Below are 15128 nucleotides of genomic sequence, written 5' to 3'. Positions count from 1 at the left end.
GGAAAAGGGGGAGAGTGAACAAGTAAATTTGTTATTTTGCGAGCGGTTACACAGCAGTCGGGAGATTTGTCGTTAATGATTAATTATTCTTCGGCACATTTCATAAATTTCATTTAAGATCATTTGGATAATAGAAATTTTCTTGTGGTGTCGCCAGAGATCGCCGACACTCAAAGTCAGCACTTTTATGACACAGACCCATAACGAGGACGCGATGACAACCTCCTTCTTTGTTACAGCCGAATGGCTTGCAGAACACCGGATTGAAAATGAGGTACAGGTAATCGATGCACGCTTGCTTCCTCCTGGCCAGGAGCTGGTGCGTGATATTCAGGCCGAGTATCTTGCCGGCCACTTGCCTGATGCCCCCTTTTTCAATATTGAGACGCTGTCCGATCACACCAGCCCTTATCCGCATATGATGCCGCGCGCCGAGAGTTTTGCCGTGGCGATGCGTGAACTGGGTATCAGTAGCGACAAACATCTGGTGGTGTACGATGAGGGCAATCTGTTTTCCGCCCCGCGCGCCTGGTGGATGTTGCGTGCCTTCGGCGTCACGCAGGTATCGATTCTGGCGGGAGGCCTGCAGGGCTGGAAACAGGCGGGCCTGCCGCTGGCAACCGGCGAAGTATCGCTGCCGGAAGGCGAATTCGATGCACAGTACGATGCCGATCTGGTGCGTCGCGTTACCGATGTCCTGCTGATGAGTCATGAAGGCACGGCACAGATTGTCGATGCGCGCCCGGCAAACCGCTTTCATGGCGAAGTTGATGAGCCGCGTCCGGGGCTGCATCGCGGGCATATTCCCAACAGCCTTAACGTGCCGTGGAACGAACTGGTGGTTGATGGTCAGTTGAAACCGGCGGCGGAGCTGACGGCGATTTTCCAGCATCATGGTGTTGATCTGGCGAAACCTGTGGTGGCCAGCTGTGGTTCCGGGGTAACGGCGGTGGTGCTGATTCTGGCGCTGACCACTCTGGGCGTGGCCGACGTCAAATTGTATGACGGCTCCTGGGGTGAGTGGGGCAGCCGTGACGACCTGCCAATTCAGACCAGTGTTTAATGCCACTGGCCGGGGGCATCCCGGCCAGCGTCAGGTAAATTAGCGGGCAACCTTAAACTCGCGCAGAAAACTGCCCCAGCGCCGCTCATAAAACGGTGTGATATGAGCGGTAAAGAAGTGGCTGATGCCCTTGTCACCTTCAACAATCTCACAGATATCAACCGGCTCATCTTCCAGCAAGGTGTCAGTAGCCACACTGCCCGCCGCACGAATAATAGCGTCAATATTGCTGTCGGCCTCGATGCCAATCAGCAGATTCGCCGCCTGATCCGCCGACTCTTTAATATGCGCAATATAAGCGCGGCGCACCTGTTTATGTTTGGCAAACAACTGGCTCAGCGAGGCGATAACCTGGGCCGGGGGTTCGGCGATCTCAGACAGTAACAGCGGCGTACCGCCTTCCAGTACCGTTTGCTGGCTCAGCGCGTCGCCGCCCTCACCCAGTAACTGGCTGATTTCGCGCGGTGAAAACTCTTTGCCGACGGGCAGTTTGGGATTGAGAAACAGCGTTTCCCCCAGCGTCATCTCAAACAGCGTGCGCACCGGCATAATCAGATATGCCTGCTCGTCGCTGACCGCCTGCTGCATGGCTTCAATTGAGCTGAAGAAGGGGATCACGCTGGCCCCATCCTCTTTCTCCCAGTGTTGCAGATCGGCCGCAGCACTGGCATCCGGCTGCCCGCTGGCGCTTTCACCCGGCACCCAGACGCTGGCGCTCATCAGCAACTCAAAAAACTCCGGCCGATGGGCGGGTTCAGTGGCAGCCAGTTTCAGCACCTCTTCGAGGCGGCTATTCGATTGGTTCATGGTTTTATTCCGGGGCACAGGGCCGGATTTCTCCGGCCCGTTTCGCGTTATTTTAATAGCAGATTAGCAATGGTGCGCACACCCAAACCCGTCGCGCCAGCAGACCATTGATCCACCGCGCCTTTGCGGTAGGTGGCGGAGCAGTCAATATGCAGCCAGCCTTTCTGGTAGTTCTTCACAAAGTGTGACAGGAAGCCAGCGGCGGAGCTGGCCCCGGCGGTATGTGAAGGGCTGGCCATATTGTTCAGATCGGCAAAATTCGACGGCAGGTGACCGCGATGGAACTCAGCCAGCGGCAGGCGCCAGAATGGCTCATTTTCACTGGCCGCGCTCTCCATCAATTTGTTTGCCAGCTGGTCGTCGAAACTGAACAGCGCATGGTAATCATTGCCGAGAGCGGTTTTCGCTGCGCCGGTCAGGGTGGCCGCGTCAATTAACAGCTCAGGATTCTGCTCGCTGGCATCAATCAGGCCATCGGCCAGCACCAGACGCCCTTCCGCATCAGTATTCATCACTTCAACGGTTTTACCGTTGCGGTAACGGATAATATCGCCCAGCTTAAAGGCATTGCCGCTGACCATATTTTCCGCGCAGCAGAGGTAAAGTTTGACGCGTTTTTGCAGACCACGGGTAATCGCCAGCGCCAGCGCGCCGGTTACCGTCGCCGCACCGCCCATATCGGATTTCATTGAATCCATAAAGGCGCTTTGTTTCAGACTGTAGCCGCCGGTATCAAAGGTAATGCCTTTACCGACCAGACAGGCATAAACCGGGGCATTTTCATCGCCGGTTGGGTTGTAATCCAGAGCCAGCAGAGCCGGACTGCGCTGCGAACCGCGACCAACAGTATGGATCCCCATATATTGCTGTTCACGCAGATCTTCACCTTTGGTGATGCGATAGCTCACCGCCGCGCCGCCCACTTCACTCAACAGATCAACCGCGCTACGCGCCAGCTGCGATGGGCTCAGATCGTCCGCAGGCAGGTTGATGGTATTACGCACCCAGTTAATCACCTTCAGGCGCGCATCAAACTCGGCACGCTCGCTATCACTCAGCTGCGCCCACTCCACACTGCGCTCGCCTTTCGGGCCGCGATAACCCTGCCAGAATGCCCAGCTGGTTTCTAAATCCCACCCTTCACCGCTAAGTACGACGTTGCGAATACCCTGACCATCAATTTTACGCGCGGCGCGCTGAATGACAGCCAGCGGATCGTTACCATTCAGATGAATCGTCATCCCACTGTCGTTACTGCTGAGGATCGCTTTTTCGCCCCAGCGTGCGTCTGCCGCTGCCGTTGACAGGGTGATGTTCATCGCTTCTGTTGTCATCGCATGGCTCCTTGTTTTTTATCTTCTGAGTAGTATGTATGGTGTAAACATCAGCACGGGCGGCATCAATGCCGCCCCTGGGCTGATATTACATTCAGGCTTTATTCATATTCGTCCAGCCAGACTAGCAGAATGGCTTCCAGAATCTTTTCATTGGATGCCCCAGGCTGATCATCAAACTCTTCCAGATCGCAAATCCACTGATGCAAATCGGTGAAACGTACCGTTTTAGGATCGGTATCCGGATAAGTATCATACAATGCTTCAGCGATTTCGCGACTGTCAGTCCACTTAAGTCCCATTTTTATTTCCTTAAATGTACAGCAGGCCGGATAAAAATCCGGCCTGCTGTTTACCACTATAAATAAAAGTGATGAATTAATGCTCGCGCGCGTGGTTGATGGTGTAACGTGGGATCTCCACCACTAAATCCTCATCGCTGACGCGTGCCTGACAGCCTAAACGGCTTTCCGGCTCCAGTCCCCAGGCTTTGTCCAGCATATCATCTTCATCTTCGCTGCTTTCCGCCAGGGAATCAAAACCTTCACGCACCACGCAGTGGCAAGTGGTACAGGCGCAGGACTTTTCACAGGCATGCTCAATGTCGATGCCATTGCGCAGCGCAACTTCCAGAATAGTGTCCCCCTGCTGCGCGTCAAACACGCCGCCTTCCGGCAACAGATCCTGATGGGGTAAAAATACAATCTTCGGCATGGCTTAAACCTCGTCCACGGAATGCCCGGCCAGCGCGCGACGAATGGACTCATCCATGCGACGGGCGGCGAAATGCTGGGTCACTTTATCTAATTGTTTAATTGCTGCGGCGATTGCATGCACATCGTTGCCGCCGACCGTGTCACGTAGCTGTTGCTGTGCCTGATGGATGGCGGCCAGTTCCGCCGCGCTTAACAGCGCCGCATCGTCCTGCAACGCGCCGTCCAGACTTTCCAGCACCCGTAAACCATCCACCTGCTGTTCAGCCAGCATACGCGCCTGAATGTCCGATTGCGCGTGCGCCAGCGAGTCGGTGAGCATCGTGGCGATCTCGTTCCCGGTCAGCCCGTAAGACGGTTTCACCTGAATGGAAGATGCCACGCCGGTGGATTTCTCCATCGCCGTCACGCTGAGCAAGCCATCCGCATCCACCTGGAAGGTGACGCGGATATGCGCGCCACCGGCCGGCATCGCCGGGATGCCGCGCAACGTGAAACGCGCCAGGGAACGACAGTCGGCCACCAGTTCGCGTTCCCCTTGCAGCAGATGAATACTCATCGCGGTTTGACCATCCTTAAAGGTGGTAAACTCCTGCGCGCGCGCCACCGGAATGGTGGTATTACGTGGGATCACTTTTTCCACCAGTCCCCCCATGGTTTCGAGGCCAAGGGACAGCGGGATCACATCCAGCAGCAGCATTTCGTTGTCAGGTTTATTCCCCACCAGGATATCCGCCTGGACCGCTGCGCCAATGGCAACCACCCGGTCAGGATCGATAGCCGTCAGCGGCGTCCGGCCAAAGAATGCGCCAACGTTATCACGCACTAAAGGTACGCGCGTCGAACCGCCAACCATCACCACTTCCAGCACCTGTTCCGCCGTCACTTCCGCATCTTTCAGCGTGCGACGACAGGCCAGCAGCGTACGCCGGATCAGACCGGCAATCAGCGCGTCAAACTGCGTGCGCGTTACCTCGCCCTGCCAGCCGGCCACCTGCACCCTGGTGCTGGCGGCATCGCTCAGGGCAATTTTTGCGGCAATCGCCGCATCCAGCAGTTGACGCTGCAAACGGTGATCCTGACGATCGCTAAAGCCCGCCTGCTCACGCAGCCAGTCAGCCAGCAGATGATCAAAGTCATCGCCGCCCAGCGCCGAATCGCCGCCGGTAGCCAGCACTTCAAATACGCCACGGCTCAGGCGCAGTATCGAGATATCAAAGGTGCCGCCGCCGAGATCATAAACCGCAATCACCCCTTCCTGACCGGAATCGAGGCCATAGGCAATCGCCGCCGCCGTCGGCTCATTCAGCAGACGCAGGACATGCAGCCCGGCAAGGCGCGCCGCATCTTTGGTACCCTGACGCTGCGCGTCATCGAAGTAAGCCGGTACGGTGATCACCACCCCTTCCAGCTCCCCTTCCAGCGCGCTGCGCGCACGCATGGCGAGCGCAGCTAAGATATCACCCGATACGCTGACCGGATTAACCACACCGGCAGCGGTGGTGATCAGCGGCAGGCCATTTTCACTGGCGTGGAAAGCGTAAGGCAGGTGGGGATAACGCTGCCGGATATCGGCCAGTCCGCGCCCCATCAGACGTTTTACCGAACTGATAGTATTCGCCGGATCGTCGGCGGCTTGCTGACGCGCATCCCAGCCAACGGTCTGTTGTCCGGCCTGATAGCGCACCACGGAAGGCAGCAAATGTCTGCCCTGCAAATCAGGCAAGGTCTCCGCCTGGCCGCTGCGTACCGTCGCCACCAGCGAATTAGTGGTGCCTAAATCGATACCGGCCGCCAGTCGACGCTGATGCGGCGCCGCGCTCTGGCCGGGCTCACTAATTTGTAATAAAGCCATGTTAAGCTTCCAGGGTTATAAATCGAGCAGTCGTTCTTCGAGTTGTTCTGTCTGGCTGCGCAGTTTAACCAGAAAACGCAGCTTGCGCACCGTATCCGCGGCTTGCGCCCACTGTTGCGCTTCCAGTTCGCTCTGCATCAGGGCGCTGCGACTGGCGGTCATCCGTTCAAGACGTTGGCTAAAATCCGCCAGCGCGCTTTCGGCATCCGCCGCCTGTTCGATATTCTCCAGCTCTTCGCGCAGCTCCAGCTGCTCCATCAGGAACGCCGTATCGCGTAACGTATGCTGTTCATTATTAATATCGAATCCCTGCAGCAGCAGCAAATATTCCGCACGCGACAAAGGTTTACGCAACGCCTGATAGGCCTGATTAATGGTGGCCGCCTGCTGTAACGCGTGCAGACGTTCAGACTCCGGACGCATGGCGAAACGGTCGGGATGGAACTGACGCTGTAGCTCCTGAAAGCGGGCGGTCAGCAGGCTGGTGTCGACAGCAAAAGCTGGCGGCAGCCCGAAGAGAGTGAAGTAATCCATAAGCTATTCGGCTCTTACTGGGGCTGGAAACGTTAATCGCCCCAAACTGGAGCGATTAATCTCGATCAAAGCAGCACGTTAAACGTGGAAGCTTTCACCACAGCCGCATTGGTCTTTAACGTTCGGGTTTCTGAACTCAAAACCTTCGTTTAAACCATCTTTCACGAAGTCCAGTTCCGTCCCGGCGAGGTAGACCAGGCTTTTACCGTCGATAACGACCTTAACGCCTTTATCTTCGAACACCTGATCTTCGGGTTGCGGCGCATCGACGAATTCCAGAATGTAAGCCATACCGGAACAGCCGGAAGTACGCACGCCAAGACGCAAACCAAAGCCTTTACCGCGATTGCTAAGAAAAGCATTAACGCGTGCAGCAGCACTGTCGCTCAGAGTAACAGACATAGATCAGCCCTCACTTATTTACGCGTTCTTTTTGCTCTTATAATCAGCAATCGCTGCTTTGATGGCGTCTTCCGCCAAAATTGAGCAGTGAATTTTCACCGGCGGCAGTTCCAGCTCTTCAGCAATCGCCATATTGGTGATGCTTTGCGCTTCGTCGAGAGATTTGCCTTTCACCCATTCGGTGATCAGCGAACTGGAAGCGATCGCGGAACCACAGCCATAGGTTTTGAAACGCGCATCTTCGATGATGCCTTCATTGCTAACCTTGATCTGCAGCTTCATCACGTCGCCACAAGCCGGTGCGCCTACCATGCCGCTACCAATAGAGGGATCGGCGTTATCGAAAGAACCCACGTTACGTGGATTTTCATAATGATCGATTACTTTTTCGCTGTAAGCCATGGTGCTGTCTCCTGATTGCGGAACAAATTAATGATGTGACCATTCGATGCTGCTGATATCCACACCGGCTTTAAACATTTCCCACAGCGGGGAAAGGTCGCGCAGACGGCCAATGGATTTACGCACCAGCGCAATGGTGTAATCGATCTCTTCTTCAGTGGTGAAACGGCCGAGCGAGAAGCGGATCGAGCTATGTGCCAGCTCATCCGTCATGCCCAGCGCGCGCAACACATAGGAAGGTTCCAGGCTGGCAGAGGTACATGCCGAACCAGAAGATACAGCCAGGTCTTTCAGCGCCATGATCAGTGACTCGCCTTCAACGTAGTTAAAACTGACGTTGAGAATATTTGGCGCGCCCAGTTCAAGGTCACCGTTCAAATAAACTTCTTCAATATCGTTGATGCCGTTCCACAGACGGTTACGCAGAGTGCGCAGACGATCCATTTCACTGTTCATCTCTTCTTTAGCGATACGGTAAGCTTCGCCCATGCCGACGATCTGATGCACCGGCAGGGTGCCGGAACGCATGCCGCGCTCATGGCCGCCACCGTGGATTTGCGCTTCCAGACGGATACGTGGCTTACGACGCACATAGAGCGCGCCAATACCTTTCGGCCCGTAGATTTTATGCGCGGAGAAAGACATCAGATCGACTTTCAGCTGGCTCAGATCGATAGGCAGTTTACCCACGCTCTGCGTCGCATCAACGTGATATAGCACGCCACGCGCACGACACAATTCGCCGATTGCCGCGATATCCTGCACCACGCCGATTTCATTATTGACGTGCATGATAGAGACCAGAATGGTGTCGTCACGCATCGCCTCTTCGAGGGCTTTCAGATCAACGATACCGTTGCGCTGCGGAGCCAGATAAGTGACGTCAAATCCTTCACGTTCCAGCTGACGGCAGGTATCCAGCACCGCTTTATGTTCGGTTTTACAGGTAATGATGTGCTTGCCTTTCTTCTGATAGAAAGTCGCCGCACCTTTGATCGCCAGATTGTCGGACTCGGTTGCACCGGAAGTAAACACGATTTCGCGCGGATCGGCGCCTACCAGCTCTGCAACCTGGTTACGCGCGATATCCACCGCCTCTTCTGCCTGCCACCCAAAACGGTGGGAGCGGGAAGCCGGGTTACCGAATGTGCCATCCAGGGTCAGGAACTGCATCATCTTCTCAGCAACACGCGGGTCAGCCGGCGTGGTTGCGGAGTAATCCAGATAAATCGGTAATTTCATTGCTCTTAAGCTCCGTACATCGCTTCAATATTTTTATACGACTGATACTGCCATTTTGTTTTTTTACGCTTTTCACATCGAGGTGAAAAGCGCTATAGCGTTGCGGCGACCACAGTCGCCGCATTAAAATCGTCTTAGCTTATCTGGCAGGCGATTAAGCGCGTAAATTAACGTTAATCGTTTCCTGGATGCGACCGTGCGGTAAACGACGGGCTTCAATGCTGTTCTGGCGATCGGCGACATCCAGGATTTCCTGATTGTTAACCAGCTCAGCCAGCGTAATATTGTTCAGAAAATCAGTAATGCGCTCGCTCAGGTCGCGCCACAGCACGTGGGTCAGGCAGCGTTCACCGCCCTGGCAACCCTCTTTACCCTGACATTTGGTGGCATCAACGGATTCATCAACGGCGGTGATCACCGCCCCCACCGCGATCGCTGCCGAGTCTTTACCCAGCAGATAACCGCCGCCCGGGCCACGCACGCTGGAAACCAGGCCATTTTTACGCAAGCGCGAGAACAGCTGCTCCAGATAGGAGAGAGAAATCCCCTGACGTTCTGAAATATCCGCTAACGGCACAGGGCCTTCATGAGAGTGCAGTGCAACGTCAAGCATGGCGGTAACGGCATAACGGCCTTTAGATGTCAGTCTCATAGCTTTTGCGACCTCGGTTAGACCCCGGCTGTCGGGGGAGCTGTGAACAATGTATGGACGCAAGTCTGACATTCCTGAGTGTTTTGGTCAACTATTTAACCAGGTAAAACACTCAAGTATTATTTTTTTCGGAAAAACCGCTATACCAGGGATAAATACCTTACTAATTAGGGTGTTATTTTTCGCCTTTGCTTTTTTCCAGAGAGGAAAACATCCCACGCAGGATATTGAGTTCATCTCTTTCCGGACGCGCGCGGGTATACAAACGGCGCATTTTGCTCATTACCTGGCCCGGATTGGCCGCACGAATAAAGCCGGTTCCCACCATCAGCTGCTCCATATGCTGATAGAAACGCTCCAGATCATCGACCAGCGGATAGGGTGACTCGGCAAACGCCGGCTGTGGCGCTTCCTGCGACTGCAGAAAAGCCATACGGACTTCATAAGCGATGATCTGTACCGCCATCGCCAGGTTCAGCGAGCTGTACTCCGGGTTGGCGGCAATCGCCACATGATAATGACACTTCTGCAGCTCTTCGTTGGTCAGGCCGACGCGTTCGCGACCAAACACCAGCGCCACCGGCGCCTGCTGGCCTTCCTGCACGCTTTTAATGCCGCACTCGCGCGGATCGAGCATCGGCCACGGCAGCGAACGCGAACGCGCGCTGGTACCGACCACCAGCCGACAACCGGCAATCGCTTCATCAAAGGTGTCGACAATTTTGGCGTCGCCAATCACGTCGCTGGCGCCGGCGGCCAGTGCGATCGCCTGCGAGTCTGGTTTAACCAGCGGATTAACCAGATAAAGGTTGGTCAGGCCCATGGTTTTCATCGCACGTGCGACGGAGCCCATGTTGCCGGTATGAGAGGTTTCAACCAGCACAATACGAATGTTCTGCAGCATAGAAATTTAAGGCGTCTGTGAGATAATTGAGTAATGCTAACATAAACCCAGGACATTATCCGAACTCCCTGCTATACTCCGCGCCGTTTTCCCCCGTTCTTTAACATCCAGTGAGAGATACTGATGCATCCGATGCTCAACATCGCCGTGCGCGCTGCGCGCAAGGCCGGAAATTTAATTACCAAGAATTATGAAACCCCGGACGCAGTTGAAGCGAGCCAGAAAGGCAGCAACGACTTCGTAACTAATGTTGACCGCGAAGCTGAACGCCTGATTATCGAGGTGATTCGCAAATCTTATCCGCAACACACCATTATTACTGAAGAGAGTGGTGAACTGGCGGGTGAAGATCAGGATGTGCAATGGGTTATCGATCCACTGGATGGCACTACCAACTTCATCAAACGTTTACCCCACTTCGCCGTCTCAATCGCCGTACGCATTAAAGGCCGTACCGAAGTCGCCGTGGTTTACGATCCTATGCGTAATGAACTGTTCAGCGCGGTACGCGGTCAGGGCACCCAGCTGAATGGCTATCGTCTGCGCGGCAGCACTGCCCGCGATCTGGATGGCACCATTCTGGCCACCGGTTTCCCGTTCAAATTAAAACAGCATGCCACGCCATTTATTAATATCGTCGGCAAACTGTTCACCCAGTGCGCAGACTTCCGTCGTACCGGTTCAGCTGCGCTGGATCTGGCTTACGTCGCTGCCGGTCGCGTTGATGGTTATTTTGAGATTGGCCTGAAGCCATGGGATTTCGCTGCCGGTGAATTACTGGTACGTGAAGCCGGTGGTCTGGTAACCGACTTCGTTGGCGGCCACAACTATCTCTCATCGGGTAATATCGTTGCCGGTAACCCGCGCGTGGTAAAAGCGCTGCTGGCGAATATGCGCGACGAACTGAGCGAAGCGCTGAAGCGTTAATCGCCCGGGCAGGCCGTTAACCGCGGCCTGCTTATAAAATACCGCGGATGCCGCCTGCTATTGCCGGCTGCGCGCTCTGCCAGAGCATCACCCCGGCGATAATCAACACTACCCCACCGGCCAGTCCGATACTCTGCAGCGCAACTTTTTGCCAGCCTGCGGCAGTGGTGTGACGACTCAGCCTGCCCGCCAGCGCCCGTGAGGTTTGCACCAGCAGCGCCATCGCCGAGACGGTCAGCGCGGTTCCCAGCGCCATCGCTATGGCTGACAATACGCCCCACAGATAGACGCCAATCACTTTCGAAAATAGCAGCATCATCAGCGCGCCGGAACAGGGCCGCAACCCCATCGACAGCACCACCACGGTTTTCGTCTTCCAGCCCACCGCCCGCGCCAGCTGCCGACGATCGGCGACATGCTGATGGCCACAGCCGCAATCCGCATGATGCAGATGGTCGACGGGGCGAAGCGCGATGATCCTGCCGCTTGCCGCCGGGCGCAGCAGCCGCCACAGCTGGCGTAGCGCGCGCAGGCATAACCAGCCGCCCAGCGCGATAACCATCAGATAACTGCCCTTCTCCAGCCAGTAACTACTGAGATGCAACTGGCGCGACGATAGCTTCAGCACCACCAGCAACAGCGTCACCAGCGCGATCCCCATCAGTCCCTGTACCACCGCAGCGGCCAGGGTGAGCTGTAAACTGGTTTTCACTTTGGTGGGATGGGTCGCCAGAAACGTGGCGATCACCACCTTGCCATGGCCGGGACCAGCGGCGTGCAGAATGCCGTATATCACGCTGAAACCCAGTAATGTCAGCCCGGTCTGCTGCGGATTCAGTTCCACCTGCTGCAGTAATGCCGTCATTTGCTGGTGCAGGGTTTTCTGCCACAGCACACTCTGCAGTAACAGCTGCGGCCACTGCTGCCACAGCCATAATCCGGCCGTGGCCAGCAGTAACGCCGACAGCAGTAACGGTGCGATAAGCCGCCCGCGCCCGGCAGATTTTCGCCTCGTCAGGCTTACTGACATGCCAGCGTTACCGTTTGCGCAAATTGCCGCCCCAGATCCATCTCTTCCGCCGGCGCATCGGCTTTATCCAGCGACAGCGCATAGGCCTGCATTGATGCATCGGGTTTTGGGGTTTTCAGGCTCATTTTGCACTGATGTTGTAATGCCTGCGGCAACTGTAGCGATTTATCATCGTCATAAAACATATCGACAAAGTAGGTGGGATCAAAAGTCATAAAGGTATAGGTCTGTCCGGTTAAACGTTGCGGTTCAGCCAGCGGCAACACAAAAGTCAGCACCGCCTGGTGCCCTTCCCGCGTGAGATGGTACTCCATCGGTAAGTTGTCAAACTTCACCCGCTGGCCGTTATGCCAGAACTCAGTGAAATAGTGTTGTCCAAGCACGTTAGCCATCACTTCCGCCGCCAGCTTTTTCCATACCACCGAGTCAGGCTTTGCATTGCCGGCATCGTACAGCAGATCTGACGAGGTGATTTCATCCATCTTCCATACCATATGCAGACCATTCAGCGTGCCGGGCTGATTGCTCACCAGGGTGGTTTTCAGCGCAATAAAACTGTGTGGATGTGCCGCCAGCGACGGCGATAGCAGTAGCGTAATCAGGACCATCATAAAGCCAGAAATCCGGCGCAATACAGTGTTATAATGTAACAAATTCTGCTTCATTTGCGTTCCTGATAAAAAATTCTGTGACCCGCCTAAAACGTCTGAACAAAAAACGCCGGGTTACCCGTTAATGTCATGTTTTTTGGCTATTCTTAGCTCTGTTATGACCACTGGAATAGCGAATGATGAGTGAAGCGCCATCCACTGCACCTCAATTCTCCGATTTTCAGCGTCGTTGCCATCTGCTTTTAGCGCTTTATCTGCCTGATTCTACTGTCACAATAGATTCTGTGAGCCTGCTAAATGGTGTCGAGCACCATCTTACCCGGCAAGATATAGCGGAGGTTGGTGAAGAAATCCAGCGCTACCATCAGCTTGATATTCACCACCTGCCGGATGGCAGCTTTCGGCTGCAAGGCGCGGAACTTGACCTGCGCCTCTGTCTGCTGCACTGGCTACGCCGTGCATTGCGGCTTACCCCTGATTTTGTCGAACAGCAGTTTGCCCCGGCCATACGGCAGTGGCTGAAAACCTGCCAGATTGAAAAGGCGGTATATGACGAGAAGAATCTGCAGGCGCTGATACAGCACTGCGGCACGCGGCTGAACCGCAACTTTAGCGCGCGCGATCGTCAGCTACTGCAGCTGTTTATGCAGTTCTCACTCTGTCAGCGCAGTTATATTGATTTTACGCCGGCGCAGCAACAATGGCTGGCGAGCAAAGCCGAACGACTGGCGGCGGAAGAGGTGGTGCGACACTGGCAGAAACGCTGCAGATCGGCGCCCCATGCTAACGAAATCGATTTCTACGCGCTGTTGTTCAGTATCATTCATACGCCGACCACCGACGCCATCGGGCATGACAATGAACACCATCTGATGCAGGCGGTGAAGCTGCTGATACAGCGTTTTCAGACGCTGTCCGGTATGCACTTTAACGATGAAGAGGGACTGACCAGCCAGCTGTATACGCATCTGGCACAGGCGCTCGACCGCAGCTATTTCGCCATCGGTATCGACGGCAGCCTGATGGAAGAGATAACCCGACTCTATCCGCGCCTGTTACGCACCACCCGTAGCGCCATCGCCCCCTTTGAGAGTCACTATGGCGTGCAGTTTTCGCCGCAGGAATCCGTGCTGGTCGCGATTATTTTTGGCGCCTGGCTGATGCAGGAAAGCGCCATGCAGGAGAAACAGGTGCTGTTATTAACCGGCGATGATGAGGCGCTTGAGCAGGAGATTGAGCTGCAGCTGCGTGAAATGACGCTGCTGCCGCTCAATATCAAATATCAGGATATGCAACAATTTCAACGCGAGGGCGCGCCGAAAGATACCGCACTGGTGATCACTCCTTACGCCACCCCGCTGCCGCTCTATTCACCGCCGCTGATCCATGCGGAATTACCACTCAGTGATAAACAGCAGCGACGGATCCGCACGCTACTTGAGGCCTGAGGATTGCGCAGCAATCGCCGGACGCAGAAACAGCGCCGGTAGTGTCACCAGTGCCATCACCCAGAATAACCCGCCGTGCAGATGCTGATACAGCAGACCGCACACCATGGTCATCAGCGCAATGCCGCCGCCCATCGCCAGCGCCGAGTAGACCGCCTGCAGACGGATCACTTCGCCGCCCTGGCGGGCTGCAATAAAGCGTATGGCGGCTAAATGACAGATAGTAAAACTGCCGCAGTGTAAAATCTGCGCCACCATCAGCCATGGCAGCGCCGTTGTGGCGCCCATCAGGCTCCAGCGCACCAGCGCACAGACGCCCGACAGCAACAGCAAATCGCGCGCGCTCCAGCGGCGAAACAGACGCCCGCTGGCAGCAAAGATAATGATTTCCGCCACCACCCCCAGCGACCACAAGTAACCGACGGTACTGGCGGAATAGCCCGCCTCCTGCCAGTAAATCGCACTGAAACCGTAGTAAGCAGCGTGTGCGCCCTGCAGGAGGGTAACGCAGAGCAAAAAGCGCCAGACCGCATTCTCCTGCAACAAACGACGCCAGACCGGCCAGCCGGCATGCTCCCCCTGTTTTAACCCTCCGGCCGGCATCACTGCCGGTCGGAGGGTCATGCCGGCAAACAGCGTGACCACACCGCCGGTCAGCAGCAGCAGAATCGCCTGTGCCGACCAGGCACTGACCAGCACCCCGGTGAGTGCCGAGCTGACGACAAACGCCAGCGATCCCCACAGGCGCACCGGCCCATACTCCAGCGCGATCTGGCGTTGCCAGGTCGCCGCCAGCGCATCGCTAAGCGGCACTAAGGGGGAGAAAAACAGATTGAAACCAGTCATTACCAGCAGTAACCACCACCACTGATGGCTGAACCAGAAGCCCAGCACAAACAGCCCGGTCAGCAGAGCCAACAGGCGCAGGGCGGTGACCAGTTGCGCAGGATTTTTAACCTGAGAGGCGATCAGTAAGCTGCCGGTAAAGCGCGCGATCATACCAGCGCCAAGCAGTAAGCCGATTTTCCCGGCATCAAGACCGGTATCTTTTAGCCAGACAGCCCAGAACGGCAGATAAACGCCATAAGCGAAGAAATAAGTAAACCAGGCCAGACCCAGCCAGTACGCAGAACGGATTGCCATTTTCCCTCCGACAATGAGGGCGATACTCTGGCAGAGAAAGGATTAAGAAGCAATTTTATGC

The 15128-nt window shown here is 55.5% G+C and carries 17 protein-coding genes; 3 read left to right on the top strand and 14 right to left on the bottom strand.

Annotated elements, in window-relative coordinates:
• Window positions 1-214 precede the first annotated feature (214 nt).
• The gene (gene sseA / locus JWF83_RS06065) at window positions 215-1063 is read left to right on the top strand and encodes a 3-mercaptopyruvate sulfurtransferase (RefSeq protein WP_413649440.1); all 849 of its coding nucleotides are present in this window, start codon (window positions 215-217) and stop codon (window positions 1061-1063) included.
• A 39-nt stretch (window positions 1064-1102) separates the two neighbouring features.
• Here the strand turns inward: sseA and sseB are convergent, their stop codons facing one another.
• From sseB to trmJ, 11 genes are all read right to left on the bottom strand, one after another.
• Entirely contained in the window at window positions 1103-1870 is a 768-nt protein-coding gene (sseB, locus tag JWF83_RS06060; RefSeq protein ID WP_413649301.1) for an enhanced serine sensitivity protein SseB, read from the bottom strand.
• Between the two features lie 47 nt (window positions 1871-1917).
• Entirely contained in the window at window positions 1918-3204 is a 1287-nt protein-coding gene (gene pepB / locus JWF83_RS06055; RefSeq protein WP_413649300.1) for an aminopeptidase PepB, read from the bottom strand.
• A 101-nt stretch (window positions 3205-3305) separates the two neighbouring features.
• Entirely contained in the window at window positions 3306-3506 is a 201-nt protein-coding gene (gene iscX, locus JWF83_RS06050) for a Fe-S cluster assembly protein IscX (RefSeq protein ID WP_413649299.1), read from the bottom strand.
• Between the two features lie 76 nt (window positions 3507-3582).
• Entirely contained in the window at window positions 3583-3918 is a 336-nt protein-coding gene (gene fdx / locus JWF83_RS06045) for an ISC system 2Fe-2S type ferredoxin (protein WP_413649298.1), read from the bottom strand.
• A 3-nt stretch (window positions 3919-3921) separates the two neighbouring features.
• Window positions 3922-5772: a Fe-S protein assembly chaperone HscA gene (hscA, locus tag JWF83_RS06040; RefSeq protein ID WP_413649297.1), complete on the bottom strand. Its 1851-nt coding sequence runs from the start codon at window positions 5770-5772 to the stop codon at window positions 3922-3924.
• A 15-nt stretch (window positions 5773-5787) separates the two neighbouring features.
• Window positions 5788-6306, bottom strand: coding sequence for a co-chaperone HscB (gene hscB / locus JWF83_RS06035; RefSeq protein ID WP_413649296.1), 519 nt, complete (start codon window positions 6304-6306; stop codon window positions 5788-5790).
• A gap of 78 nt (window positions 6307-6384) precedes the next feature.
• Window positions 6385-6708: an iron-sulfur cluster assembly protein IscA gene (gene iscA, locus JWF83_RS06030; protein ID WP_413649295.1), complete on the bottom strand. Its 324-nt coding sequence runs from the start codon at window positions 6706-6708 to the stop codon at window positions 6385-6387.
• 18 nt (window positions 6709-6726) lie between these two features.
• Window positions 6727-7110 (bottom strand): Fe-S cluster assembly scaffold IscU, encoded by a 384-nt coding sequence (iscU, locus tag JWF83_RS06025; RefSeq protein WP_413649294.1) that lies wholly within the window; start codon window positions 7108-7110, stop codon window positions 6727-6729.
• 27 nt (window positions 7111-7137) lie between these two features.
• Window positions 7138-8352 (bottom strand): IscS subfamily cysteine desulfurase, encoded by a 1215-nt coding sequence (locus JWF83_RS06020; protein ID WP_413649293.1) that lies wholly within the window; start codon window positions 8350-8352, stop codon window positions 7138-7140.
• Between the two features lie 154 nt (window positions 8353-8506).
• Window positions 8507-9004 carry a Fe-S cluster assembly transcriptional regulator IscR gene (iscR, locus tag JWF83_RS06015; RefSeq protein ID WP_413649292.1) on the bottom strand — a complete coding sequence of 166 codons (498 nt, stop codon included), beginning with the start codon at window positions 9002-9004 and terminating at the stop codon, window positions 8507-8509.
• A gap of 175 nt (window positions 9005-9179) precedes the next feature.
• The gene (trmJ, locus tag JWF83_RS06010; RefSeq protein WP_413649291.1) at window positions 9180-9908 is read right to left on the bottom strand and encodes a tRNA (cytosine(32)/uridine(32)-2'-O)-methyltransferase TrmJ; all 729 of its coding nucleotides are present in this window, start codon (window positions 9906-9908) and stop codon (window positions 9180-9182) included.
• A gap of 123 nt (window positions 9909-10031) precedes the next feature.
• On the opposite strand from trmJ, the gene suhB reads away from it, so the two are divergent.
• A complete protein-coding gene (gene suhB / locus JWF83_RS06005) occupies window positions 10032-10835 on the top strand; it encodes an inositol-1-monophosphatase (protein ID WP_413649290.1) in 804 nt (267 codons plus the stop codon).
• Between the two features lie 31 nt (window positions 10836-10866).
• Here suhB and JWF83_RS06000 read toward each other — a convergent pair whose 3' ends face one another.
• On the bottom strand, window positions 10867-11865 hold the full coding sequence (locus tag JWF83_RS06000) for a nickel/cobalt transporter (protein ID WP_413649289.1): 999 nt from the start codon (window positions 11863-11865) through the stop codon (window positions 10867-10869).
• Window positions 11856-12476, bottom strand: coding sequence for a DUF1007 family protein (locus tag JWF83_RS05995; RefSeq protein ID WP_413649439.1), 621 nt, complete (start codon window positions 12474-12476; stop codon window positions 11856-11858). The genes JWF83_RS06000 and JWF83_RS05995 overlap by 10 nt, the downstream gene beginning before the upstream one ends.
• 179 nt (window positions 12477-12655) lie before the next feature.
• On the opposite strand from JWF83_RS05995, the gene csiE reads away from it, so the two are divergent.
• Window positions 12656-13924 carry a stationary phase inducible protein CsiE gene (gene csiE, locus JWF83_RS05990; RefSeq protein ID WP_413649438.1) on the top strand — a complete coding sequence of 423 codons (1269 nt, stop codon included), beginning with the start codon at window positions 12656-12658 and terminating at the stop codon, window positions 13922-13924.
• Here csiE and JWF83_RS05985 read toward each other — a convergent pair.
• Window positions 13910-15067 carry a 3-phenylpropionate MFS transporter gene (locus tag JWF83_RS05985; protein ID WP_413649288.1) on the bottom strand — a complete coding sequence of 386 codons (1158 nt, stop codon included), beginning with the start codon at window positions 15065-15067 and terminating at the stop codon, window positions 13910-13912. The two genes, csiE and JWF83_RS05985, sit on opposite strands and share 15 nt — an antisense overlap.
• Window positions 15068-15128 lie beyond the last annotated feature (61 nt).

Origin of the sequence: Pantoea sp. B65 (assembly GCF_047308185.1) — a bacterium.
In the GTDB taxonomy this organism is placed as follows: domain Bacteria; phylum Pseudomonadota; class Gammaproteobacteria; order Enterobacterales; family Enterobacteriaceae; genus Erwinia.
The sequence above is the reverse complement of the archived record's forward strand: the minus strand, read 5'-3'. Positions and strand labels throughout refer to the sequence as shown.